This window comes from Sphingobium sp. LF-16, from assembly GCF_003711185.1.
GTDB lineage: Bacteria > Pseudomonadota > Alphaproteobacteria > Sphingomonadales > Sphingomonadaceae > Sphingobium > Sphingobium yanoikuyae_A.
This window is the reverse complement of the sequence record NZ_CP029335.1, coordinates 1,086,240-1,110,432: the sequence shown is the minus strand read 5'-3', so window position 1 is coordinate 1,110,432 and position 24,193 is coordinate 1,086,240. Positions and strand designations below refer to the sequence as shown.

The window sequence follows — 24,193 nt, the reverse complement described above, 5'->3', positions numbered from 1 at the left end:
CCTTGGGCAATGAACTGGACTTCACCGGAAAGACGGTGCTGGTGGTCGGCGGATCGAGCGGCATCGGCAATGGCATGGCCCAGGCCTTTCTGAAGCGCGGCGCCCGCGTCCATGTCTGGGGCACGCGCGCCAGCGCCGCCGACTATGCCGGCGAGGAAGGGTCGGATCTGGACGGCATCGGCTATACCCAGGTCGATGTCAGCGATCCCGCCGCGATCGCAGCCGCGCCCGCCCCCTTCGATGCGCTCGACATCCTCATCCATTCGCAGGGCGCCGTCCTCTATCGCCGCCAGGAGTTCGAGGTCGACGGCTGGAACAAGGTGATGGCGGTCAATCTCAACTCCATCCTCCACATCTCCAACCGCTTCAGGGATGCGCTGGCCGCCACGAAAGGCGCCGTCATCGTCGTCAGCTCGATCGGCGGGTTCAAGGCGACCTTCGGCAACCCCGCCTATGCCGCGTCCAAGGCCGGCGCGGTCAATCTGGTCCGCGCGCTCGCCATCGCCTGGGCGGGCGAGGGCATCCGCGTCAACGGCATCGCCCCCAGCCTGGTCGATACCAAGATGACCAAGGTGACGATGGAGAATGACGAGCGGCGCGACCGCGCGCTGTCGCGCATCCCGCTCGGCCGCTTCGGCTCAGTGGAGGAGATGGCTGGCGTCGCCCTGTTCCTCGCCTCCCCCCTCTCCACCTACATCTGCGGGCAGACGCTGATCGTGGACGGCGGCCTCACGCTGACCTGATCCCCCTGCCCGCCTTCGCCCCATTTCCCAAAAGGACCGATCGCATGGATTTCGAATATTCCGACAAGGTGCAGGCGCTGCGGGCGCAGCTCACCGACTTCATGGACGCCCATGTCTATCCGATCGAGAAGGAACGGGATCATTTCCACCATGATCCCGCCCATCTGTGGCAGCGCTGGCCGGGCACCGAGACGATCAAGGCGAAGGCGAAGGAAGCGGGCCTGTGGAACCTGTTCCTGCCGCATGAATATGGGGCATGGAGCCCCGGCCTCACCAACCTCGAATATGCGCCGCTGGCCGAACTGATGGGCCGGGTGATCGGATCATCGGAATATTATAACTGCTCCGCGCCCGACACCGGCAATATGGAAGTGCTCGCCCGCTACGGCACGCCCGAGCAGCAGGAGAAGTGGCTCAAGCCCCTGCTCGCCGGCGATATCCGCTCCTGCTATGTCATGACCGAGCCGGGCGTTGCCTCGTCCGACGCCACCAATGTCGAAACGACGATCGTCGCGGATGGCGACGACTATGTCATCAATGGCCGCAAATGGTGGATTTCGGGCGCGCTCGACCCGCTGACCAAAGTCTATATCCTGCTCGGCCGCACCCCCAATGCGGACCGGCCGCGCCACCAGCAGCATTCGCAGATCCTGATCCCGGCCGACACGCCGGGGATAGAGATCGTCCGCCCGCTCGACGTGATGAACGCCGTCCATTCGCCAGGCGGCCATGCCGAAATGGTCTTCAAGGATGTGCGCGTGCCCAGGGAAAATCTGATCCTGGGCGAAGGACGCGGGTTCGAGATCGCCCAGGGCCGCCTGGGGCCGGGCCGCATCCACCACTGCATGCGCCTCATCGGCCAGGCCCAGCGCGCGCTCGAATATATGGCCCGCCGCGTCGATAGCCGCGTCGCCTTCGGCCGCAAGCTCGCCGACCAGGGCAGCATCCGCCAGGATATCGCCTTGTCCTTCTGCGAGATCGAGCAGGCCCGGCTGCTGACGCTCAAGGCTGCCGACGCGATGGACCGCCATGGCAACAAGGTTGCCAAGGATCTGATCGCCGCGATCAAGATCGTCGCCCCGCGCATGACCCAGACGGTCGCCGACCGGGCGATGCAGGTGTTCGGCGGCATCGGCATGGCCAGCGACTTCCCGCCAGCCGCCGCCTTCATGAATGCGCGCTACCTGCGCCTCGCCGACGGGCCGGACGAAGTCCACATGGCCCAGCTTGGCAAGCTCAAGATCGCCGAACTCAACGCACTGCCGCAACGCTGAACCCCGACACAGGGCGAAGGGAAGGATCATGCTGATGACCAGCCAGGAGAGAGCCCCGGACGGCGGCGACACCCAGCAACTGGGCACCGCTTGGTGGATGGTGGCGGTGCTGTTCGGCCTCTATGTCCTGTCCTGGGTCGACCGGCTGATCGTGTCGATGCTGGTCACGCCGATCAAGGCTCATCTGCTGCTGAGCGATGTCCAGGTCAGCATGATCACCTCGACCTCCTTCGCCATCTTCTATGCCATGTTCGGCCTCCCGCTCGGTTGGGCGGCGGACCGTTATTCGCGCCGCTGGATCATCTTCGGCGGGGTCGCGCTCTGGGCCGTTGCCACCACGGCCTGCGGCTTCGCGCAAAGCTATGAGGCGCTGCTGGTCGGCCGCATTTTCGTCGGCGTGGGGGAGGCGGCACTACTGCCCGCCGCCTATTCGCTGATCGCCGACGCCTTCCCGCCGCGCCTGCTGACCCGCGCCACCTCCACCTTCCAGATGGCGGGCAAGGTCGGCTCAGCAACGGCATTTGCCCTGGGCGGCGTCGCCATCGCCTTCGCCGCCGCGCATAGCGGCATCCATATTCCCTTCCATGGCCCGGCCCAGCCCTGGCAGTTGGTCATGATGATGGTCGGCGTGCCCGGCCTGCTCATCGCCCTGCTGGTCTTCACCTTCCCCGAACCCGGCCGCCGCGGCGCGACCAGGACCGCGCGCCCGGTCGCGGAAAAGGGCGCGATCGCCGGTTTCGTGCGCCAGAACTGGCGGCTGCTGGCGCTCATGCTGGTCGGCACATCCTGCCTTGCCATGTGCGGCTATTCGATGACCAACTGGGTGCCCGCCTATATCGAACGGCATTTCGGCTGGAAGCCGGTGCAATATGGCGTGGCGTTGAGCCTGATGAACATCGTTTCGGCCGTGTCGCTGGTGATCAACGGCTGGATCGTCGACCGCCTGTTCACGCGCGGCATGACGGATGCGCATCTGCGCTTCTACAGCTGGCTGATCCTCGGCTTCCTGCCGGTGATCGCCTATATGTTCTTCGCCACCAACGTCTATGTCTTCCTGGTCTGCTACTGCGTCGCGCAGTTCATCACCGTGCCCTTCATGGTCTATGTCTCCTCGATCATGGGGCTGATCGCACCGGCGACGATCCGCGCGCGGATGCTGGCCTTCTTCCTGTTCGTCTTCACCATATTGGGCCTGGGCGCCGGCCCGGCGATCGTCGCCGCGCTCACCCAATATGTCTTCCGGTCGGAAGCCGCGCTGGGCCAGTCGCTGGCGGTGGTCGTCACCGTCTGCTCGGTCGTCGCCCTCCTCTCCTTCCGCATGGCCCTGCGCTATCTCGCCCCCACCATCGCCGCGCGTGCCGTCCACGCACCGGCCGCCTGAAAGGACGCCTGATGTCACTCACCCTCCAGGCTGTCGCGCCCGACCGTCGCACCGACATGGCGCTGACCGACGAGCGCGTCTCGCTCGACTGGCTGCAACTGGATGATCGGCTGAACCGCGCCGCCAATGCCTTGAACGGCCTCGACCTGCATGAACGGCGCGTCGCCGTCTTCGCGCCCAACAGCGCAGAAACCGTGATCGCCTATGTCGCCTGTCTGGAGGCCGGCATTTCCAGCGTCCCGGTCAGCTTCCACCTCACCCCGTCGGAGGCCGCCTATATCCTCAAGGACAGCGGCGCCGTCGCCCTGCTGGTCGGCCCGGAAACGATGGAGGCGGGCCTCGCCGCCGCGGCCGAAGCCGGCGTCGCCACCGTCATCGGCTGGCGCTGTCCCGATCGCGAAGGCCTGATCCATTGGGAAGCGTGGCTCGCCGCCGCCTCAACCGCGGAGCCTGACCCCAGCGTCGCGCCGCTGCCCCATCTCCATTATACCTCCGGCACCACCGGCCGGCCCAAGGCGACCGAGACCCCGCCGCAATATTTCCCGCGCGTCGCCACGGTGCAGGCGCTGGCGGAAACGGTGCGCGCCCGCATCACCCCCTCGCCCGGCATCGCCGTCGGCCCGCTCTACCATACCGGCCCGCTTGGCATGGCCCGCAACGTGTTCGGCGGCATGAGCCTCATCACGGTCGAGCATTTCGACGCGGAAAGGGCGCTGGCGCTGATCGAGAAATATCGGGTCGCCGGATCGGTCATGGTTCCCACCCATTTCCAGCGCATGCTCGCCCTGCCGGAAGATGTCCGCGCGAAATATGACGTTTCCAGCATCCAGCGCCTCGCCCATACCGGCGCGGCCTGTCCCCGCGCGGTCAAGCAGGCGATGATCGACTGGTTCGGCCCGGTGCTGGTGGAGGCCTATGGCGGCACCGAGGCTGGCTCGACCACCTTCATCACCTCGCCCGAATGGCTGGAACGCCCCGGCTCGGTCGGGCGCGCCTTGGCCCCATTCGAAACCGTCATCTATGGCGATGATGGCGCGGTGCTGGGCGCCAACGAGGTTGGCCAGGTCTATTTCCGCGACACCAGCGGCCATGGCATCGTCTATCGCGGCGACCCGGAAAAGACCGCCGCCGCCCATATCGCGCCCGGCATCTTCACCCTGGGCGAAATGGGCTATGTCGATGATGCGGGCTATCTCTTCATCACCGATCGCGTATCCGACATGATCGTGTCGGGCGGCGTCAACATCTATCCGGCGGAATCCGAACATGTGCTGCTGCGCCATCCCAAGGTGGCTGACATCGCCGTGGTCGCCGCCCCCAATGCGGAAATGGGCGAGGAAGCCCGCGCGCTGGTGATCCCGCGCGATCCAGCCGATCCGCCCAGCGCTGACGAACTCAACGCCTTCTGCCGCGCCAGCCTTGCCGGTTATAAATGCCCGCGCGGCTACGAGATGGTCGATGACATCGGCCGCACCATCATGGGCAAGGTCAACAAGAAGGCGCTGCGCCAGCGCTTCTGGCCGTCCGACCGGACGATCGGGGGCTGATCTTCATGCGTCTTGCGTCCCTCACTCTGCCGCTTCTGGCTCTACTCGCCGCCTGCGCGCCCTCCGGTCAGGCCCGGCGCGACGGCACCGACTGGCCCGGCTATGGCGGCATCGACGAAAATCACTACAGCCCGCTGAAGGACATCAACGACCATAATGTCGGCCGGCTCGGCCTCGCCTGGTATCAGGATATCGACGGCGGCGGCTCCAGCCTGACCGCGCCGATCGCGGTCGACGGCATCCTTTATTATGCCTCGGGCTACAGCGTCGTTCACGCGGTCGACGCTGCCACCGGCCATGAACTATGGACCTATGACCCGCAAAGCTGGAAGGTCGCCGACCAGAAGATGCGCGGCGCCTGGGGCAGTCGCGGCATCGCCTATGACAATGGCGCCGTCTATGTCGGCACGATCGACGGCCGGCTGATCGCCATCAACGCCCGCACCGGGCACAGGCTCTGGTCGACCCAGACCATCGGCAAGGATGACGAACGCTATATCAGCGGCGCCCCCTGGGTGTTCAACGGCAAGGTCTTGATCGGCCATGGCGGCGCCGATTTCGCCCCGATCCGCGGCTATGTCACCGCCTATGACCAGAAGACCGGCAAGCAGCTCTGGCGCTTCTACACCGTGCCCGGCGACCCGAAGCTCGGCTTCGAGAATAAGGCGATGGCGATGGCCGCCAAGAGCTGGACCGGCGAATGGTGGAAATATGGCGGCGGCGGCACCGCCTGGAACGCCATGGCCTATGACCCCAAATATAATCGCATCTATATCGGCGTCGGCAATGGCTCCCCCTGGAACCAGAAGATCCGCAGTCCGGGCGGCGGCGACAATCTCTTCCTCTGCTCGATCGTCGCGCTCGACGCCGACACCGGCGAATATGTCTGGCATTATCAGACCAATCCGGGCGAGACCTGGGACTTCAACTCGGCGATGGACATGGAACTCGCCCGGCTGAAGATCGACGGGCAGGACCGCGACGTGCTGATGCACGCGCCCAAGAACGGCTTCTTCTACGTCATCGACCGCGCCACCGGAAAGCTGATCTCCGCCCGCAACATCGTCCCGGTCAACTGGGCCAGCGGCATAGACGTGAAGAGCGGCCGGCCGATCGAGAACCCCGCTGCCCGCTATCCCGGCGGCAAGGCGGCGATCGTCTATCCCTCGCCCTTCGGCGCCCATAATATCGAGGCGATGTCCTTCAATCCGGGCAGCGGCCTCGTCTATATCCCGACGATGGATCAGGGCCGCGTCTATATCGACCCGGCCGAGCCGCTCAAGGGCTGGAAGCATCTCAACGGCCAGCGCCTCAGCGTCGGCACCGGCGCGCCGCCGCCCGGCGTGACGCCCGATCGTCCCGCCACCAGCTTCCTGCTCGCCTGGAACCCGGTGACGCAGAGCGAGGCCTGGCGCATTCCCATGCCCGGCCTGCGCGGCGGCGGCGGCACCGCGACCACGGCCGGCAACCTGCTGTTCCAGGGCAATGCCGGCGGCAAGTTCGTCGCCTATGCCGCCACCAGTGGCAAGCCGCTCTGGTCGTTCGACGCCCAGACCGCGGTGATGGCTCAGCCGATCAGCTATCGTGCGCGCGGCCGGCAATATGTGACGGTGATCGCCGGCTCCCGCTTCCCCAGCGCCATCGGCCTGCCGCGCGAATGGAATTACCGCACCCAGCAATGGCGCGTCCTGACCTTCGCCCTCGATGGCAAGGCTGCGCTGCCCAAGGTCGATCCCGTCGACATGCCGGTGATCGACAATCCCGCTTTCGCCGTCGATCCGGCCAAGGCTGCTATCGGCGCCGCCGTCTTTGGCCAGCGCTGCTCCATCTGCCATGGCGCCAACGCCGTGTCGGGCGGCGCCGCGCCGGACCTGCTCCAGTCGGGCGTCCCGCTCGACACCGCCAGCATGAAGGATGTGCTGCACAATGGCATCCTGCGCGAACGGGGCATGCCGCGCTTCCAGGAACTGACCGACGAAGAGATCGCCGGGCTCCAGCATTATTTCCGCCAACGCGCCCGTCAGGTGCTGGCCGCGCAGTCCGCCGGCCAGCCGGGCGCCCAAACGCACAGAGGCTTGAATGAAGGTCAATGACGTCGTCACCTATGCGGTGGAAGGCTCCATCGCGGTCATCACGGTCAACTCGCCGCCGGTGAACGCCCTCTCCAACGCCGTGCGCCAGGGCGTCGCCATCGCGGTCGAGACCGCCATCGGCGATCCGGCGGTCGGCGCGATGGTGCTCATCTGCGAAGGCCGCACCTTCTTCGCCGGCGCGGACATCACCGAATTCGGCAAGCCGCCGGTCGAACCCACGCTGCGCAACCTGCAGCTGGTGGTGGAGAATGCCACCAAGCCGGTGATAGCCGCCATCCACGGCACGGCGCTGGGCGGGGGCCTGGAACTCGCGCTCGTCGCCCATTATCGCATCGCCGTTCCCTCGGCCAAATGCGGCCTGCCCGAAGTCAATCTGGGCCTGCTGCCCGGCGCTGGCGGCACCCAGCGCCTGCCCCGCATCGTCGGCGTCGAAAAGGCGCTGGACCTCATGACCGCCGGCAGCCCGGTCTCGGCCAAGGCCGCCAAGGATATGGGCCTGATCGACGAACTCGCCGCCGAAGGCCAGTTGCGCGCCGACGCCATCGCCCTTGCCCAGCGCGTGCTCGACGAAGGCCGCCCGCTGCTCAAGGTCCGCGACCGCACCGAGAAGCTGGACGAGGCACGCGGCAAGCCCGAAATCTTCGCCGATTTTCGCAAGGCCAATGCCCGCAAATTCCGTGGTTTCAACGCCCCCGAAGCGATCATCCGCTGCGTCGAGGCGTCCCTCGAACTGCCCTTTGACGAAGGCATGACCTTCGAGCGCCAATTGTTCAACGAGCTTCAGGCCGACAGCCAGTCCGCCGCCCAGCGCCATGTCTTCTTCGCCGAGCGTCAGGCCGCCAAGGTCGACAGCCTGCCCGCCGACACCGCCATTCTGCCGATCGCCAAGGTCGGCGTCATCGGCGCCGGCACCATGGGCGGCGGCATCGCGATGAACTTCGCCAATGCCGGCATCCCCGTCACCCTGGTCGAAACCAACGAGGACGCCCTGTTCCGCGGCCTGCGCATCATCCGTGGCAATTACGAAACCACGGCCAAGAAGGGCAAGATGAAGCCCGAGGATGTCGACACGCGCATGGGCCTGCTCACCGGATCGATCGCGATGGAGGATCTGGCCGATTGCGACCTGATCATCGAAGCGGTGTTCGAGCAGATCGACGTCAAGCGCGAGGTGTTCGCCAAGCTCGACCGGATCGCCAAGCCCGGCGCCATCCTCGCCACCAACACCTCCTATCTCGACATTGACGATATCGCCGCCGCCACCAGCCGGCCGAACAGCGTCGTCGGCCTCCATTTCTTCTCGCCGGCCAATGTCATGAAGCTGCTGGAGGTGGTCCGCACCAAGGACACGAAGCCGGAAATCATCGCCACCGCCATGAAGCTCGCCAAGACGATCGGCAAGATCGGCGTGCTGGTCGGCAATGGCTATGGTTTCGTCGGCAACCGCATCCTCGCCGCCCGCAATATACAAGCGGACCAGTTGATCCTCGAAGGGGCCACGCCCTGGGCGGTCGACAAGATACTGTACGACTTCGGCTTTGCCATGGGCCATTTCCAGATGCGCGATCTGGTCGGGCTCGATGTCGGCTGGAACCCCAAGACGACCAGCTCCGCCAATGTCCGGGAAATCCTCAACGAAATGGGCCGCCACGGACAGAAGACGAAGGGCGGCTTCTACGATTATGACGAGAACCGCAAACAGACCCCCTCGCCAGTCGCGATGCAGGTGATCGAGGATTTCGCCGCGAAGCAGGGCATGGTCCGCCGCGATGTCAGCGACGCGGAAATCCAGGATCGCATCCTCTTCGCCATGGTGAATGAGGGCGCCCGCATCCTCGACGAAGGCATCGCCTCGCGCGCGTCCGACATCGATATCGTCTGGATCACCGGCTATGGCTGGCCGAAATATCGCGGCGGCCCGATGTTCTGGGCCGATCTCCAGGGGCTTCCCACCGTCCTCGACCGACTCCGGGCACTGGAGGCTGCGCATGGCGCCGCCTTCACCCCCTCCCCGCTGATCGAACGACTGGTGGCACAGGGCAAGGGGTTCAAGGACGCATGATGAAGGGCAATAAAGTCGCCATCACCGGCATTGGCGAAACCGCGTTCCTGCGCAAGGGCGAGGAAACGGTGATGCAGATGATGACCCGCGCCAGCCTGGCCGCGATCGCCGATGCGGGCCTCACCCCCGCTGATATCGACGGCCATGTCAGCAACAAATATGTCGGCCACCCGTCGGAGGAGGTCGCCCATGCGATCGGCGCCGCGACCCGGCGCTTCACTGCCGTCGCCGACACGGCCGGCGGCACCGCCACCACCGGCGACGCGCTGCGGCTGGCGCAACTCGCGATCGAGGCCGGGCTCGCCCGCCATGTCCTCGTCCCCTATGCCATCCGCTCGACCAAGCCGGGCGGCGTCTATGGCTTCCACGCGCGCGAGCCGCAGAAGGCGGGGCTGGAAATGCCCGCCGGCTTCTTCGGCCAGCCCACCTATTTCGCCACCATGGCCAATCGCTACGCCCATGAATTCGGCATGAGCGAGGAAGAACTGGCCTCCGTCTCGATGACCTACCGCGCCTGGGCGGCGCTCACGCCGAGCGCCCAGAAGCGCGATCCGATGGACCTCGACGCCTATCGCCAGACGCCGATGATCTCGACCCCGCTGCGGGTCGCCGACTGCTGCCTCACCACTGATGGCGGCGGCGCCTATGTGGTGAGCGCGGTGGAGGCTGCCCGCGATCTGCCCCATCCGGTGATAGCGGTGCAGGGCGTCGGCATCGGCTACAATAATTACCCCCATGGCGTGCTGTTCACGCAGAAGCCCTGCACCTTCGACTATCCCGGCTGGGATTCGGCGGCGCAGGCCTATGCCATGGCCGGCGTCGATCCCAAGGATCTGGACCTAGCCCAGGTCTATGACGGCTTCTCCATCTCTGCGATCGTCCAGACCGAGATGCTGGGCCTGTGCGATCGCGGCGAAGGCGCGCGCTTCTATGCCGCCGGCCATGCTAAACCGAGCGGCCGGATGCCGGTCAACACCAGCGGCGGCCATATGTCGGGCGGCTATGTCCCCGGCATCAACCTGCTGATCGAGGCGGTGCGCCAGCTGCGCGGGCAGGAAGGCGATCGCCAGGTGCCCGACGCCCGCCTCTGCGCGGTCGCGGGCCTGGGCGGCAATAATCATTCCACCACCATCCTTGCGAGGGACTGACCATGGGTATTCCCATCTATCCCGTCCATCTGGAAGACCCGCTGTTCCAGGGCTTCTACGACGGCCTCGACGCCGGCGAACTGCGCATCACCGCCGACGCCGAAACCGGCGAATGGGTCTGGTATCCGCCCGAGGTCGTCCCCGGAAAGCCCGATGCCGTGCTGGAATGGCGCCCGGTCTCGCCGGAGGGCAAGGCCTATAGCTTCACCACCGTGATCCGCAGCCTGCTGCCCGGCGACCACAAGGCCGAAGTCCCCTACACCGTCATCCTGTTCGAACCCGACGATGCGCCGGGCGTGCGGATCGCGGGCATATTGGTCGATGACGACGGCGTCGATCCGGCCTGCGACATGCGCCTGCGCTTCCGCCCGGTCGAGGCGGGCGATCACCGCATCGCCGGCTTTGCGCCGGTTCGCTGACATGCGGGTGGACCGGCGCACGGCCATGCTTGGCGGCGCGGCGCTCGCGCTCGCCGGCTGCACCCGCGCCGGCACGCCGCGCGCATCTACGGCCCCGGCGCCCCTGACCCCGGCCGATTTCAGCCTGGTCATCGACGGCCTCGACCATGCCGAGGGTGTCGCCAGCGCGCCCGATGGCCGCCTGTTCCTGTCCAACAGCGGCGGCGCGATCGGCGTGCTGGCGCCGGGCCAGCCGCTGCGGCAGGTCGGCGCCCCGCTCGCCGCCAATGGCGTCGCCGTCGATGCGCAGGGCCGCGTGATCGTCGCCAATATGGGCCTGCTCAAGCAGCAGCCCGGCCCGCTACAGCGCATCAGCCTCGAAACCGGCACGGTCGAAACGCTCGTCTCGGAACTGGAGGGGCGCCAGCTCGTCGCCTCCAACGGTCCCGCCACCGCGCGGGACGGCAGCATCTATTGCACGCACAGCAGTTGGGGGCCGGTCGCCAATATCGGCACCACCACGCCGGCCGGTTTCATCTACATGGTCCGGCCCGACGGCAGCGCCGCGATCGTCGCGCGCGACCTGCGCGGGGTCAACGGCCTCTGCCTCGACCGGGACGAACGCCATCTCTATGCCTCGCTGACCGCCGAAGGCCGCATCCGCCGCTGGCGCCGCAACGCCGACGGCACCCTTGCCGACCCGCAGGATTTCGGCCCGCAACTGGGCACCGTCGTTCCCGACCAGACGGTCAAGGCCATCCTGGCTCTGCCGCCGCAGGAAAAGGCGGCGCTGGGCTATTGCGACGGCATCGCCTTCGACATGGCCGACAATCTCTGGATCACCCTGCCCTTTTCCAACCGGCTGGTTGCGCTGACGCCGCAGGGTCGGCAGATCGACATCCTGCATGATCCCGCCGGCGAAAAGATCGCGATGCCCACCAATCTCTGCTGGGGCGGGCCGGATCGCCGCACGCTCTATGTGGTCTCGCGCGGCAAGGGCATGATCGTCCAGGCGCGCACCGCCATCGCCGGCGCCCCGCTCGCCAACTGGCCGACTGACCGGGCCTGATCGCCACTTTCCTACATCGCGCTTTTCTGCTCCACACTCTGCGATGGACCAGCCGATCTGCTTCAATGCCAGGCATGACCCAAGGGGCGCGTCGCTGTCGCCTCATCGACGCGCACGCATGACCCGTTTGTCGCGTGACTGTCGCGTCGGCGTGACTTTGGCGGCGCGTTTGCGCCGCAAACCGCCCAGATTTTCGATGATCAACGGTGTGAACTTCGCGGCCATGACCTGAGCCTGACCCTGTAATGACCCGATCAGGCCATCTCGATCACCACCTTGCCCTGCGCCTTGCGATCCATGATCCAGCGGATCGCCGCCCGGCTCTCGTCAAAGGCGAACCGCGCGCCGATCGCCGGCCGCAGCCCGCCCCGTTCATACCAGTCATAAAGCTGCGCCATATTAGCGGCATGGATGTCCGGCTCGCGCCGGCTGTGCATCCCCCATGTCACGCCGACGATCGACGCCGTCTTCACCAGCGGCAGGTTCAATGGGATCGCGGGAATGGTCCCGGCGGCAAAGCCGACCACCAGATAGCGCCCGTCCCAGCCCATGGTGCGGAATGCCGGCTCGGCCAGATCGCCACCAACCGGATCGAAGATCACATCGACGCCGCGCTCCCCGGCCAGCGCCTTCACCGCTTGCTTGATGTCGACCTGCGCATAATTGACCGTCTCGTCCGCGCCATGCGCCCGCGCCAGATCCAGCTTCTCCGCGCTGGAGGCCGCCGCGATCACCCGCGCGCCCATGCGCTTGCCGATCTCCACCGCCGCCAGTCCCACGCCGCCCGCTGCGCCCAGCACCAGCAGCGTCTCGCCCTCCTGCAGTCGTCCACGCTGGCGCAGCCCGTGCAGTGCCGTCGCATAGACCATGGTGAAACCGGCCGCGACGTCGAAGCCCATCGCGTCGGGAATGATGCTGGTGCGAAAAGCCGGCGCCACCGCCTGCTCGGCAAAGGCACCCTGAAACGGGATCGCCGCCACCCGGTCACCGATCCGAAAGCCGCTGACGCCCTCGCCGATCGCGTCCACCACCCCGGCCGCCTCGCCGCCGGGAATGAACGGCAATGGCGGCTTGGTCTGGTAGAGATTCTGGATCATCAGCGCGTCGGGGAAATTGACGCTCGCCGCCCGCACCGCCAGCCTGATCTCGCCCGGCCCCGGCTGGGGCACGGGCACGTCGCGGAACGCCAGTTGCTCGGGCGCGCCATGCGCCTCGCACATCAGCGCCCGCACGGATCAGCTACCCAGAAACTGCTGGCGCATCTTGTAATAATCGTCGCTCGGATATTTCTCGCTATGCTGCCCGGCCGGCCAGTCGGCATAGGGCGTCTGCGCGGGTTCGGGCGGCGAGGTATAGTCGGACAGGCCCCGGCGACGGATGATCTTCCACACTCCGTTTCGCCGCTCCAGATCGTCGAGATAGCGGCCCTGGAAAAAGACATCCTCCTCGCCTCCGCCTTCCTTGCGGTCGCGCCGATGCTGCGCGAAATAATAGCATTCGGAAAAGGCCTTGTCCCCCTTCACATCGACCGAGACGTTGGTGATGTGGTGACAGGCATATTTCAGCGTCGACACGATCTTGAAGGCGAAGCCGACGAAATCCGACGACTTGCCCTCGAACTTGCCATGTTTGTGCGTCGATTCCGGCCAGAACAGCGATCGCAGCAGCGCCTCATCCGCCCGGTCATTGGCTCGCGCATAGGCATAGAGGGTTTCGGTGATCGCCTGCTTGGACTCGATGATGTCCAGCCGCTGGGCCATGTCCATGCCGCTTGCCTTTCCCCTGGGCGCGGCGGCCGATGCCTCGGCGGCGGCGGCCATGCCGATCGGCAGCGCCAGCATGGCGGCCAGCGTGCCCCGACGATTGCGTTCTTCCATGCTCATTCTCCCGGATTTTCCAGCAGGCCCGGCTCGGCGCGCAGGCGCGGCAGCACTTCCTTCTCGAACAGGCGCAGGCTGCGCCACGACACTTCGGGGTCCAGCCCGCCCAGCAGCGCGTGGAAGGTGACGGCCGTGCCCCGGCCCAGCCCCTTGAGATATTCAAAACATTCGTCGGGCGTCAGCACCTTGATGTTCGGCATCGCCTTCAGCCCCTCGATCGTTTCAGCGGGCTGATAGCGTGTCTGGCCGGTGCCGCGCTCCTTGGCCCATTCGGCATAGGCGTTGGTCGCATAGGCGACATGCGGCGCCACCAGCGGCCAGTCGCGGTCCGGATCGTCGGAAACATAGAGGAAGCTCGCCGCCGGCTTGCGCAGTTCCTCGGGCGGCGGGAAGCCGGCCTTTTCCCGCTCTTCCTTGTAGAGGGTGAACAGGTCGGGATGGCCGGGGAAATATTGATAGCCGCCCTTGGCCGCGCGGATCGCCGACTTGTCGGTCGACCCGCCCATGTAGATTTTCGGCCCGCCCGGCGTTGCCGGGGCCGGCGTCACCCGCACGGTGCGCTCGCGAAACTCGAACGGCTCGCCGGTCCAGGCCTGCTTCAGCGTGGCCATCGCCTCGTTCATGATCGCCAGCCGCTTGGTGATGTCCTTGCCGAACATCTCGAACTCATGCGGGCGATAGCCCATGCCGGCGGTCAGCCACACCCGGCCGGGCGCGATATTGTCCAGCACTGCCAGATCCTCAGCCAGCCGCAGCGGATCATGCATGGTGACGACCAGTGCCGACAGGTGCGCGACGATAGTGTCCGTCGCCCCCAGGATCGACGCCGCCTGCACCATGGAGGACGGGCAATAGCCGCCCTCCGCGCCATGATGCTCGGCCAGGAACACCTGGGTGAATCCCAGCTTGTCGGCCCATTGTGCCTGCTCGATCGCGGTGCGGTAGAGCACGGGATGCGGCGCGCCGAAATCCGGCCGGTTCATGTCGTAACGAAGGTTCAACTGCACCCTTTGGGTTCCTCTTCCCGATTATCTGTTGTTGGTTCAGGCGGCCGAGACGCGCGACTGGATACGGCCGGTCACGTCCGCCGCCTGCATCGCCTTGCCGCTGTCGATCAGCGCGTCGATCGCGTCCGGCGCATAGCCGATCTCGGCCAATATCTGCCGCGTATGCTCGCCCAGTCGCGGCGCGGACTTGCGCGCATGGCCCGGCGTATCGCTCAGATGGATGAAGCTGCCGAACTGGCGGACATGGCCATACATGGAATCGAAATTCTCGATCACCCGATTGCTGGCCATTGCCCAGTCCTGCCACAGCGCCTCGCGCACCCAGCTTTTCGCCGCCGGTATCTCGCACGGTACACCCGCCGCATCGAGCAGGGCGAAGGCCTCCGCGCTCGTCTTGTCGACAAACCTGGGCTCCAGCGCCGCGAGCAGCGCCGCGTCATGCAGCGACCGTTCCTTTGGCGAAGCAAAGCGCGGATCGTCGACCAGCCCGGCCTGACCGACCGCCTGCGCCAGCGCCGCGAAGCGATCATCCTGCCGGCAAGCTATGCAGATCCAGCCGTCGCTGGTGCGGTAAAGCCGGTCGAGCGCATTATAGCCCGCCTGATCCTTGTCGAGGCGGAAGCCGTAGACGACCTGCTTGTCGGCATCCAGGAAATGCTCGGACGTGGTCCACAGGCTCGAATGGAGCTGGGGTATCTCCATATAGTCGCCGACGCCGCTGATCGCGCGCCGCTCCAGTCCCATCAATATGCCCGCCGCGCCCAGGAAGCCGTTATTATAATCTTCATTGCCGAACACCGACCGGGTCGGCGGATTGCCCGCGCCGCCGCCTTCATAAAGCAGGCCGGTCCAGCCCGATACCAAAGGCGCAAAGCTCTTGAGCAGCGACTTTGGCCCCTTGGAGCCATAACCGGGCAGATAGACATAGAGCAGGCGCGGATTGATCTTCGACAGCGCCTCATAGCCGATGCCCAGCTTGTCGGCCTTGCCGGGGCGCAGATTATGGGTGACGACATCGGCCTGCGCCACCAGCTTCAGCGCCGCCTCCAGCGCCTCGGGCTGCTTCAGGTTCAGCACGATATCGCGCTTGCCGCGCTGCGCCGCGTCGAAACAGTCGGGCAACGGCCGCATCTGGTCGCCGTCGGGCGTCTCCACCTTGATGACATCAGCCCCCAGATCCGACAACAGCCGACCGCCAAAGCCGACCGCGAAGAAGGACGAGAAGTCCACCACCTTGATGCCTTCGAGCGGCCGGTCGATCGGCTTGCCCGCCGCCGCCAGTTCGCCCCGCTTGCGCGCGATCAGATCGGCCAGCAAGCCATTGTCGGCGCCGATCATCGGCGCCGGTCGCGGCGCGGCGCAGGGCGTGCGATCGAACCGCACGGCAGGCGCCGCCTGATAGATGGTGCCGAATTCCGCGTCCGGCAGCGCAATCCGTTGCCCGACAAACTCCACCTGCTCGTCCAGCAAGACTTCGGCCGGCTCCAGCACCGGCAGCGCCGCCACATCGGCCGCCTGGAACAGCGCGATCCATTCGGCCCGCGGGCGCGCCTTGAACGCATCGAAAATCTCGACACGGGCGATATGATATTCGTCGTCGCTCAATGGCACCGACATTTCCGCCACACCCTTGACCACCGACACCCGGTCACCAAAGCCCAGCTGGTCCATCGCCGCCTTGAAGCCGCCCTGGCCACCAGTATGGATCTGCAGGAACAGGCCGTCGCCGCATTCGAACATGCCGGTCACCAGCCGGGTCCGGCCAAACCGGTCGACCGCGCCGGAATCCCCCGCCTTGATGTAGGAAATCCCCTCTTCCTGCCACCAGTTGTTCATCGGCGACTGGGCCAGCATCGCGTCGAGCAGCGAGGATTCGACCCTCTGCCCCTTGCCGCTCGACCGCCGCGCCCGGATCGCCGTCAGCGCGCCGATCACGCCCAGAAACGCCTGACCATAATGAAGCGCGGGATGCCCCAGATAGACCGGCCCCTCGCGGAACGGACTGGACTTGTCGATCATCGTGCCCAGCAGCGCCGCCGCCAGCCCCTCGCCGCGCGGCCGGTCGGCAAAGGGCGTGTCCGCGCCATAGGCGGTCAGCGCCGACACGATCAGCTCCGGATAGTCGCGCGCCAGGCTCTCACCGTCCAGGCCAAGCGCCTTCGCTTCTCCCTCTTCCAGTGCATGGATGAAGATGTCCGCTCCGCCGAGCAGTCCGCGGAGCGCCGCCCGGTCGTCCGCATCGGCCACGTCCAGCTCGACACTGCGCTTGGACCGGTCCCAGCTCTTGCGGGTCAGTTCATGGGCGAAATAGGCGCCGCCGCGCGGCTCGACCTTCAGCACGTCCGCGCCATGGTCGGCGAGCAGCATGCCTGCGATCGCGACCGGCATTTCGGTCGACAGCTCGATAACGACAAGATGGTCCAGAGGGCCGGGCATCACGCACTCCTGTTTGGCGGTCTGCGCCGCCTCTTGTTCGGATCTGGCCGGTAGTGCGCGGAATCGCGCCTCCGACCTTTCCCTTGAAACAGACACGCTTTTTCCCGGCAGCGCAAGTAATATTGCACTATAGGTTCAAATTCATTCCTTGCCCGTCAGCCGTGCCGGATCATAGCGCGGCCGGTCCATCTGAAAACTGTCGCCATTGCGCACATACCAGCCACTGCCATGGGTGCGGCCGATCAATTTCATCGCCGGCGTGTCGAAATAGACCCGCTCACGATCGGTGATGAACTCGTCGCGGATATGTGCCATGACGATCTCGCCGATGATCACCGTCTGCATCGTGCCGATGTCCATCGCCGCGACCTTGCGGCATTCGAAGCTGACCGGGCTGCTGGCGATCAGCGGCGGCGCGACCAGCACCGACGGCGCGGTCTCGATCCCGGCATAGTCGATCTCGCTGACATCGGCCGGCGCATCGACGCTGCAATGGTTCATCTTCTCGGCATCATCCTCGCACACCAGGTTCACGACGAACTCGCCGGTGGCGATGATGTTGGCAGCCGTGTTCTTCAGGCCGCGTGATACCGGCTCCTTGAGCAGGCCCAGCGCCACCAGCGGCGGCTCGGTGCCGACGCAGTTGAAGAAGCTGTAGGGCGCGGCATTGACCACGCCCGCTTCGGACCGGGTGGTGATCCAGGCGATCGGGCGCGGGGTGATGGTCGAATTGACGATCTTGTAGCGGGTCGCCATCGGCAGGCTGCGCATGTCGAACTGCATGACTTATTCCTTCGCCCCAGTTGCAGCCTTCGCGGCAGCCTTCGCCGCTGCGCGTGCCTTGAACGCCTCGCGAGCGCGGGGCACCTCCTCCCCCGCCTGGCAGGTATGGCAATAGACCAGTTCCAGCGCATGATTGGCCGACAGGTCGCCGCTTTCCGCCTGATCCAGCAGCCGCTTGGTCAGTTCGACCGCATGGGCATTGCCGCCGCCAATCGTCGCGCCCAGCGCCAGCGCCTGCGCGACCGCCTCGCCCGGCGGCACCAGCCGGCTGACCAGCCCCAGGCTCAATGCCTCGGCCGCCTCCAATGTCCGCCCCGAAAAGATGATCTCGGCCGCGCGTGCCCGCCCCAGTTGCCGGGTCAGGAACCAGGCCGCCCCGCCATCGGGCACCAGCCCGAAATCCAGGAACGGCGCACCGAACCGCGCATCCTCGGCAGCGAAGATCATGTCGCAGGACATCGCCAGGCTCCAGGACACGCCATAGGCGCCCCCCTCCACTGCTGCCACGGTCGGGATCGGCAGCGCGCGCAGCCGGCGGATGATCCGCTGCCCCATCTCCAGCCGCGCCGCCAGCCGCAGCGCCCCCTCGCCCCGCGCCGGCGGCAGCTTCACGTCGCCGCCATTGCTGAAATAGCCCTCCGCCCCGCACAGCAGCAGCATCCGCGCCGGCGTCGCATTTTCCAGCTGGTCGAGCGCGGCGGAAAACTGCTCCCACATGGCGAAGGAGACGGTGTTCTTCGCGCGCGGCCGATTGAGGGTGATGACGGCCACGCCATCCGCGCGCAGCTCGAACAACAGTTCGGGGTCTTCGCTCGGCGCGCTCATCTCACTCTCCCATGCTGATGCCCATGTCGGGCTTGGGGCATGCCTAGACGAGGCGCACACCATGATGCAAGAAAATTTGCATCATGGTGCAGATTCAAGCCGCTTTCGTCTTGGTCTTGGGCGACATGGGCAGCGCGTCCATCCCGCGCTCGGCAATATCCTTGATCAGCGCTTCGACTTCCTTGCGCGCCGCGCCCTTCAACGAACCGAGCAGGCAGGACAGATAGCTGCTGACCAGCCGGACGATCACCTCATCATCGGGTATGCGGCCCTGCGCCCAGTCGTTGATGGTCGCATATTCGAAGCGCACCAGATCATCGACCAGCTTGTCGACCTGCACCCAGGGCTGAAGTTGCTTCGTGGCGTCGAGCGCCTCTATCCACTGCTTGTTATGATGGATGGCGGGCGAGTGCATAGCGGTCCAGATGTCGCGGTCGACATCCGAACTGAAATAGAGCGCCATGATCGCCTTGATATAATTACGGATCTTCCGGTTGCGCTGGACGACCGAAATCATGCGTTCAAGATTATGCTGCATCGTGCCGGGCGGGCTCGAATAGACGATGCGGCTGACATATTCGTCGAAATATTCCTGGATCGCGGTGGCGATCATGCGCTCGCGGGTCTGGAAGGCGTTGTAGAGGGTCCGCTTGGCGACACCCGCGCGCTGGCCGATCTCGTTCATGCTCAGCGCCGCGATCCCCTGTTCGGCGATCACCTTGCGCGTTTCCTCCAATATCCGGCGACGGCGTTCGATGATCGCCGGACTGGAATAGGTCTGCGGCCGATCGCCATTTTCCTTGAGGTCAGCCATGTCCTTGTCCGTCGTCAAATTCGCTCATCCTCCCCGAGGCGCGCCCGGCGGGGGCACGTAACCGACGATCATAGCGCAATTGCATGAACGTGCAAATTTGATGCCTCACGGCTGGACTTTGTGCAAGCCCCCGCTCGGCGCAGACAAGGAGCCCCGCCTCCCAATGAAAGGAGGCGGGGCGAAGCAGCATCCGCCACAAGGGGACGGATGCCATGGGAGGTCAGTTCGCCTTGGGCGCGGTTTCCCGCGCGCGCTGGCGGATATAATGGCGCAGCCCTTCCAGATCGGCGTCGCTCATTTGCTCGAAGGCGCCCATGCCGCGCGCCATCAGCGCCCCGTCATGCACCACCGACTTGAACGTCTCCGCGTCCAGCGGCACCGCCGACTTGCGCAGGTCGGGCGCGGCGCCGCCCGCCATCATGCCCGCGCCATGACAGATGACGCAGCTGCTATTGTAGATGCCGGCGCCGACCTTGGCCTTGGCGACGTCGACGGTGAAGGCCGGATCATCCTGTATCGGCTCGTCCACCGGCTCGAACTTGGGCAGCGCCTTGGTGCCGCCGATCGCAAAGGTCAGCACCCGACGTTGCTGCTGGCGATAATCCCAGTTGGGGACGTTGGGGAAGCTGCTGCGGAACCCGGTGATCACCGACACATATTGCTTGCCGCCGACCGTGTAGCTGATCGGCGCCGACAATATGCCGTTCTGCGCCGGGAAGGACCAGAGCTTGCGCCCATCGGTCGCGGAATAGGCGTTGAAATTGCCGTCATTCGTGCCCTGGAACAACAGGCCGCCGCCCGTCGCCATGATACCGCCATTGAACACGCCGGGTTGCGGCACCGACCAGGCGACCTTGTTGTTGGCGACATCGAAGGCGACCAGCTTGCTCACCGCAGCGGGCGGCACCAGATTGGCCGGCGGCGCGCCCAGCCCGGTATTGACCATCATCCCCGGCTTGTAGGTCCAGTCCTTCACATTGGCCGGATCGACGAACACGCGGCCGCCCTCCATCACCGGAATATAGCTGAGGTTCGTCTTGGGACTGAACGCCATCGCCTGCACGCCATGCGCGCCATTGGGGAAGGGATACATCATGAACGGCTTGCCGTTCGGATATTGCGCCTCGGGATTGATTTCGGGCCGGCCGGTGACCGGGTCGATCCGCTTGGCCCAATTCTGCTTTGCGAACTCGCCGGCCGAGATGAACTTCCCGGTCTCGCGGTCCAGCGCATAGAAAAAGCCATTCTTGGGCGCGTGCATCAGCACCGACCGCATCTTGCCGCCAATCTCGATATCGGCCAGCTCGATATCCATCGCATCGTTGAAATCGTGGCTGTTTTCCGGGTTCACCTGATAGTGCCAGGCATATTCCCCGGTCTTCACGTCGATCGCCACGATCGAGGCGAGATAGAGATTGTCGCCACCACCGGGCGAACGGATCTTCTGGTTCCACGGCCAGCCATTGCCGGTGCCGAGGTAGATGCGGTCATATTTGGCGTCATAGGCCATGGCGTGCCACACAGTGCCGCCCCCGCCGAACTTCCACCATTCGCCGGTCCAGGTCTTGGCCGCCGCCTCCATCGCCTTGTTCTCGAAGCCCTTGGCCGGATCGCCCGGCACCACGAACCAGCGCCACGCCTTCTTGCCGGTCTTGGCGTCATAGGCGGTCACATAGCCGCGGGTGGGGCTGTAATCCGCGCCGCCAAAGCCGACCACAATCTTGTCGCCGGCCACCCATGGCGGGCCGGTGATATAGCCATTTTCCGCCTCGTCGAGCGTCTGGACCGACCAGCGCGGCTTGCCGGTCTTGGCGTCGACCGCGATCAGCCGGCCTTCGCGCGTGGCGGTATAGATCAGCCCGTCCTTATAGGCGATGCCGCGCGTGCCCCAGCCGGCGCGCATCCGCCATTTCGCCTCGGGCTGGCTCGCCACATCGGGGTCATATTGCCAAAGCAGCTTGCCGGTCTTTGCGTCGAGCGCATGGACGACCGACAGGCCGACCGCAAAATAGAGGACGCCATCTATCGCCAGCGGCTGGGTATAGCTGTCATAAGTGTCGATATCATAGGACCAGGCGAGGCCGAGCTTGCCGACATTGTCGGCGCTGATCTGGTCGAGCGCGCTATAATGCTGCTCCTTGTCGTCGCCGCCAAAGCTGGACCAGTTGGCGGTCGGTCCGCCCGGCGCTGCGCTGTCCGCGCCGCAGGCGACCAGCCCGCTTGCCAGGGCCAGGATCGCCACGGCCGTCGACACTCTTCCCTTCATGTTCTCATCCTTCTCCGTGCGCCCCTGTTCGCGCCTCTTTATATTGCACCTTGGTGCAGATTCATGACCCTGTCAACGCGCCTGCGCGCTTGACAGCGATAAACGTCTCCAACATTATTATGCACCACAGAGCAAAATTGACGAGGGGATGATGGAGATGGTGCAGCGCCCTGTCGCCTGCGCGGCCGCGGCCGTCGCTTTATGGGCAAGTCTTGGAAATGCCGCCCCTTCTTCGGCACCGCCCCGATTGTCCACCGCGTCCGGTCCGATCCGCGGCGTGGTGCGCGACGATGTCCGCTTCTTCGGCGGCATTCCCTATGCCGCGCCCCCGGTCGGCGCCAATCGCTGGCGCGCACCGCAACCGGTCCGCGCCTGGAAGACCGAGCGTGACGCTACAGGCTTTGCGGCCGATTGCCCCCAGCCACGGCGCAAAGAGGACACCGCCTTCCCCCAGGATGAAAATTGCCTGACCCTCAACGTCGCCTCGCCCGACCTTGGCGCCCGCAAATTGCCGGTGCTGTTCGTCGTCCATGGCGGCGCCTATTTCGTCGGCTCGGGTCGGGAGCCCTTCCGCAACGGCATGCCGCCGCTGGTCAAGCAGGGTGTCGTCCTTGTCGCGCCCAATTACCGCATCGGGCGGCTCGGCTTCTTCGCGCACCCGGCGCTGACAAACGAAGCGCCCAAGGCAACCGCCAATTTCTGGCTGATGGATCAGGTCGCGGCGCTGCGCTGGGTCAGGCAGAACATCGCCCGCTTCGGCGGCGATCCCGACAATGTGACCATCATCGGCTGTTCGGCGGGCGGCTCCAGCATCAATGCGCTGATGGCGACGCCGATGGCCAGGGGCCTGTTCGCCCGCGCCAGCGCCCATTCGGCCGGCGGCCTGTTCAACGCCAACCGCCCCCTGCCCCAGGCGCAGGAGCAAGGGCTGGCCTTTGCCCAGCGCACCGGCGTGACCGGCAATAGCGCGCCATCGCTCGCTGCCCTGCGCAGGCTCAGCGTGGCACAGGTGCTGGCCGGCGACAGCGGTGCGCCGGACTTTGGCGCAACCGTCGATGGCAGCTGGCTCCCCGCTCCCCTTTCCACCCTGTTCGCAAGGGGCCAGATCGCGCATGTCCCGTTGATCAGCGGATCGACCAGCAACGAAGCCAGCGTCTTTGGCCTGATGGGCTTTGGCCGGGCCGAAATGGCACGTCGCTTCGGCATCGATCTGTCAGCCGTGTCCGCCAGCTATGGCCTGTCCGACGAGGCGGAATTGCTGCGCCAGGTGCAGACCGACTTCCTGTTCACCTCGGCGGCGCTCGGCATGACCCAGCTGGCGGCCCGCGCCGGCCTGCCGACACGCGCCTATCAGTTCGATTTCGTGCCGCCCGACCAGCGCAGTTCGAAACCCGGCGCGGACCATTGCGCCGACCGGCTGTTCTGGCTCGGCCAGTCTCCCTCGGCCGATACGGAAAGCCGGGAGCTCGCCAGGACCATGTCGGGCTGGATGCTGAACTATGTGCGGAGCGGCGATCCCAACGGCCCCGGCCTGCCGCCATGGCCCGCCACGCAAGACGGCCGCACTGACCCGCTGGTCATCGGCCAGCATATCGCCGCCGCCCCGGACTTTCGCGCCCGCCAGCTCGCCCCCTGGTTCGACAAATGGCAGCGGGAAAGCGGTCAGACCTTCGGCTGGACGCCCACGCCATGACCCTTCGGCTGGAGCATGACGGCGCAGTGGCGATCGTGACGCTCGATCGCCCCGACCGGCGCAATGCCTTCACCATGGCGATGCGCGGCGAGATCGCCACGCTGTTCGACAATCTGGCCCAGGATGATGGGATCCGAGCAGTCGTCCTGACGGGTGCAGGCGGTCATTTCTGCTCGGGCGCCGATACCGGCGAGATGGGTGCCGCCGACAGTGCCGCTTTCCTCAAGCGGATGCGCGCGCTCCACCGCATGATCCGCGCCATCGCCGCCACGCCCAAGCCCGTCATCGCAGCGGTCGACGGCGTCTGCGTCGGCGCCGGCTGGAGCCTGGCGCTCGCCTGCGATCTGATCCTCGCCAGCCCGAATGCCAGCTTTGCCCAACTCTTCGGCCGGATCGGCTATGCGCCCGACGCCGGCGCCATCTGGCAGTTGACCCGGCTGGTCGGCCCGATGCGCGCGAAGGAAATCGTCTATAGCGGCCGGACGCTCGACGCAGACGAAGCCTTGCAGCTCGGCCTCATCCTCTCGATCGAAGCAGACCGCCCAATCCGAGACGCGGCGATCGACCTGGCCACCCGCATTGCGCAGGGGCCGCCAGTCGCACAGGCGATGAGCAAGCAATTATTCGAGGCGACCACGCTATCCTTCGACCAGTTCCTCGACCGCGAATTCTTGGTCCAGCCCTTCCTCGCCACTACCGCCGATCATCGCGAGGGACTGGCCGCAACGCGAGACAAGCGCGCCCCGAACTTCATCGGCCGATAATCCCTTCATC

Annotated in this window: 20 protein-coding genes; 11 read left to right on the top strand and 9 right to left on the bottom strand. The window is 65.9% G+C overall.

What is annotated here, in order from left to right; translation table 11 throughout:
• The first annotated feature begins 2 nt into the window (after positions 1–2).
• The 9 genes from DIZ22_RS05340 to DIZ22_RS05300 are packed head-to-tail and all read left to right on the top strand — an operon-like array spanning position 3 to position 11,715.
• Positions 3–743 carry an SDR family NAD(P)-dependent oxidoreductase gene (locus tag DIZ22_RS05340; RefSeq protein WP_048936618.1) on the top strand — a complete coding sequence of 247 codons (741 nt, stop codon included), beginning with the start codon at positions 3–5 and terminating at the stop codon, positions 741–743.
• Between the two features lie 44 nt (positions 744–787).
• Complete coding sequence (locus tag DIZ22_RS05335; protein WP_004212312.1) at positions 788–2,017, top strand: acyl-CoA dehydrogenase family protein; 1,230 nt, start codon at positions 788–790, stop codon at positions 2,015–2,017.
• A 28-nt stretch (positions 2,018–2,045) separates the two neighbouring features.
• Complete coding sequence (locus DIZ22_RS05330; RefSeq protein WP_170978340.1) at positions 2,046–3,398, top strand: MFS transporter; 1,353 nt, start codon at positions 2,046–2,048, stop codon at positions 3,396–3,398.
• An 11-nt stretch (positions 3,399–3,409) separates the two neighbouring features.
• The gene (locus DIZ22_RS05325) at positions 3,410–4,945 is read left to right on the top strand and encodes an AMP-binding protein (RefSeq protein ID WP_048936619.1); all 1,536 of its coding nucleotides are present in this window, start codon (positions 3,410–3,412) and stop codon (positions 4,943–4,945) included.
• A gap of 5 nt (positions 4,946–4,950) precedes the next feature.
• The gene (locus tag DIZ22_RS05320; RefSeq protein WP_122928020.1) at positions 4,951–7,038 is read left to right on the top strand and encodes a PQQ-dependent dehydrogenase, methanol/ethanol family; all 2,088 of its coding nucleotides are present in this window, start codon (positions 4,951–4,953) and stop codon (positions 7,036–7,038) included.
• Positions 7,025–9,100: a 3-hydroxyacyl-CoA dehydrogenase NAD-binding domain-containing protein gene (locus DIZ22_RS05315; protein ID WP_048936621.1), complete on the top strand. Its 2,076-nt coding sequence runs from the start codon at positions 7,025–7,027 to the stop codon at positions 9,098–9,100. Before DIZ22_RS05320 ends, DIZ22_RS05315 begins: the two co-directional genes overlap by 14 nt.
• The gene (locus DIZ22_RS05310) at positions 9,097–10,248 is read left to right on the top strand and encodes a thiolase family protein (RefSeq protein ID WP_234415552.1); all 1,152 of its coding nucleotides are present in this window, start codon (positions 9,097–9,099) and stop codon (positions 10,246–10,248) included. Before DIZ22_RS05315 ends, DIZ22_RS05310 begins: the two co-directional genes overlap by 4 nt.
• 2 nt (positions 10,249–10,250) lie before the next feature.
• Positions 10,251–10,667 (top strand): OB-fold domain-containing protein, encoded by a 417-nt coding sequence (locus DIZ22_RS05305; RefSeq protein WP_048936623.1) that lies wholly within the window; start codon positions 10,251–10,253, stop codon positions 10,665–10,667.
• A gap of 7 nt (positions 10,668–10,674) precedes the next feature.
• Complete coding sequence (locus DIZ22_RS05300) at positions 10,675–11,715, top strand: SMP-30/gluconolactonase/LRE family protein (RefSeq protein ID WP_234415551.1); 1,041 nt, start codon at positions 10,675–10,677, stop codon at positions 11,713–11,715.
• A 102-nt stretch (positions 11,716–11,817) separates the two neighbouring features.
• Here DIZ22_RS05300 and DIZ22_RS22360 read toward each other — a convergent pair whose 3' ends face one another.
• The 9 genes from DIZ22_RS22360 to DIZ22_RS05260 all read right to left on the bottom strand — a co-directional run bounded on the left by DIZ22_RS22360 (position 11,818) and on the right by DIZ22_RS05260 (position 21,726).
• Entirely contained in the window at positions 11,818–11,940 is a 123-nt protein-coding gene (locus DIZ22_RS22360) for a hypothetical protein (RefSeq protein WP_272939628.1), read from the bottom strand.
• A 29-nt stretch (positions 11,941–11,969) separates the two neighbouring features.
• Positions 11,970–12,947 carry an NADPH:quinone oxidoreductase family protein gene (locus DIZ22_RS05295; RefSeq protein WP_048936624.1) on the bottom strand — a complete coding sequence of 326 codons (978 nt, stop codon included), beginning with the start codon at positions 12,945–12,947 and terminating at the stop codon, positions 11,970–11,972.
• A gap of 3 nt (positions 12,948–12,950) precedes the next feature.
• Entirely contained in the window at positions 12,951–13,592 is a 642-nt protein-coding gene (locus DIZ22_RS05290; RefSeq protein ID WP_048936625.1) for a nuclear transport factor 2 family protein, read from the bottom strand.
• A 2-nt stretch (positions 13,593–13,594) separates the two neighbouring features.
• Positions 13,595–14,602: an LLM class flavin-dependent oxidoreductase gene (locus DIZ22_RS05285; protein WP_048936626.1), complete on the bottom strand. Its 1,008-nt coding sequence runs from the start codon at positions 14,600–14,602 to the stop codon at positions 13,595–13,597.
• A gap of 36 nt (positions 14,603–14,638) precedes the next feature.
• Positions 14,639–17,038: a CoA transferase gene (locus DIZ22_RS05280; protein ID WP_048936627.1), complete on the bottom strand. Its 2,400-nt coding sequence runs from the start codon at positions 17,036–17,038 to the stop codon at positions 14,639–14,641.
• Positions 17,039–17,179: 141 nt separating this feature from the next.
• Entirely contained in the window at positions 17,180–17,821 is a 642-nt protein-coding gene (locus tag DIZ22_RS05275) for a flavin reductase family protein (protein ID WP_099233436.1), read from the bottom strand.
• Positions 17,822–17,824: 3 nt separating this feature from the next.
• The gene (locus DIZ22_RS05270) at positions 17,825–18,646 is read right to left on the bottom strand and encodes an enoyl-CoA hydratase/isomerase family protein (protein WP_122928019.1); all 822 of its coding nucleotides are present in this window, start codon (positions 18,644–18,646) and stop codon (positions 17,825–17,827) included.
• A 94-nt stretch (positions 18,647–18,740) separates the two neighbouring features.
• The gene (locus tag DIZ22_RS05265) at positions 18,741–19,478 is read right to left on the bottom strand and encodes a TetR/AcrR family transcriptional regulator (protein ID WP_010338988.1); all 738 of its coding nucleotides are present in this window, start codon (positions 19,476–19,478) and stop codon (positions 18,741–18,743) included.
• Positions 19,479–19,680: 202 nt separating this feature from the next.
• Entirely contained in the window at positions 19,681–21,726 is a 2,046-nt protein-coding gene (locus DIZ22_RS05260; RefSeq protein ID WP_206364617.1) for a PQQ-dependent dehydrogenase, methanol/ethanol family, read from the bottom strand.
• A gap of 247 nt (positions 21,727–21,973) precedes the next feature.
• Here DIZ22_RS05260 and DIZ22_RS05255 point away from each other — a divergent pair, with 247 nt between their 5' ends.
• Both DIZ22_RS05255 and DIZ22_RS05250 read left to right on the top strand, forming a co-directional pair.
• Positions 21,974–23,419: a carboxylesterase family protein gene (locus DIZ22_RS05255; protein WP_048936631.1), complete on the top strand. Its 1,446-nt coding sequence runs from the start codon at positions 21,974–21,976 to the stop codon at positions 23,417–23,419.
• Positions 23,416–24,183: an enoyl-CoA hydratase-related protein gene (locus tag DIZ22_RS05250; RefSeq protein ID WP_048936632.1), complete on the top strand. Its 768-nt coding sequence runs from the start codon at positions 23,416–23,418 to the stop codon at positions 24,181–24,183. The genes DIZ22_RS05255 and DIZ22_RS05250 overlap by 4 nt, the downstream gene beginning before the upstream one ends.
• Positions 24,184–24,193 lie beyond the last annotated feature (10 nt).

Excerpts from the sequence above, each read along its gene's own strand:
- DIZ22_RS05260 (WP_206364617.1), bottom strand. The coding sequence starts at position 21,726 with ATGAAGGGAAGAGTGTCGACGGCCGTGGCGATCCTGGCCCTGGCAAGC.
- DIZ22_RS05290 (WP_048936625.1), bottom strand. The coding sequence starts at position 13,592 with ATGGAAGAACGCAATCGTCGGGGCACGCTGGCCGCCATGCTGGCGCTG.
- DIZ22_RS05310 (WP_234415552.1), top strand. The coding sequence starts at position 9,097 with ATGATGAAGGGCAATAAAGTCGCCATCACCGGCATTGGCGAAACCGCG.
- DIZ22_RS05275 (WP_099233436.1), bottom strand. The coding sequence starts at position 17,821 with ATGCAGTTCGACATGCGCAGCCTGCCGATGGCGACCCGCTACAAGATC.
- DIZ22_RS05280 (WP_048936627.1), bottom strand. The coding sequence starts at position 17,038 with ATGCCCGGCCCTCTGGACCATCTTGTCGTTATCGAGCTGTCGACCGAA.
- DIZ22_RS05330 (WP_170978340.1), top strand. The coding sequence starts at position 2,046 with ATGCTGATGACCAGCCAGGAGAGAGCCCCGGACGGCGGCGACACCCAG.
- DIZ22_RS05325 (WP_048936619.1), top strand. The coding sequence starts at position 3,410 with ATGTCACTCACCCTCCAGGCTGTCGCGCCCGACCGTCGCACCGACATG.
- DIZ22_RS22360 (WP_272939628.1), bottom strand. The coding sequence starts at position 11,940 with ATGGCCGCGAAGTTCACACCGTTGATCATCGAAAATCTGGGCGGTTTG.
- DIZ22_RS05335 (WP_004212312.1), top strand. The coding sequence starts at position 788 with ATGGATTTCGAATATTCCGACAAGGTGCAGGCGCTGCGGGCGCAGCTC.
- DIZ22_RS05315 (WP_048936621.1), top strand. The coding sequence starts at position 7,025 with ATGAAGGTCAATGACGTCGTCACCTATGCGGTGGAAGGCTCCATCGCG.
- DIZ22_RS05305 (WP_048936623.1), top strand. The coding sequence starts at position 10,251 with ATGGGTATTCCCATCTATCCCGTCCATCTGGAAGACCCGCTGTTCCAG.
- DIZ22_RS05270 (WP_122928019.1), bottom strand. The coding sequence starts at position 18,646 with ATGAGCGCGCCGAGCGAAGACCCCGAACTGTTGTTCGAGCTGCGCGCG.
- DIZ22_RS05320 (WP_122928020.1), top strand. The coding sequence starts at position 4,951 with ATGCGTCTTGCGTCCCTCACTCTGCCGCTTCTGGCTCTACTCGCCGCC.
- DIZ22_RS05250 (WP_048936632.1), top strand. The coding sequence starts at position 23,416 with ATGACCCTTCGGCTGGAGCATGACGGCGCAGTGGCGATCGTGACGCTC.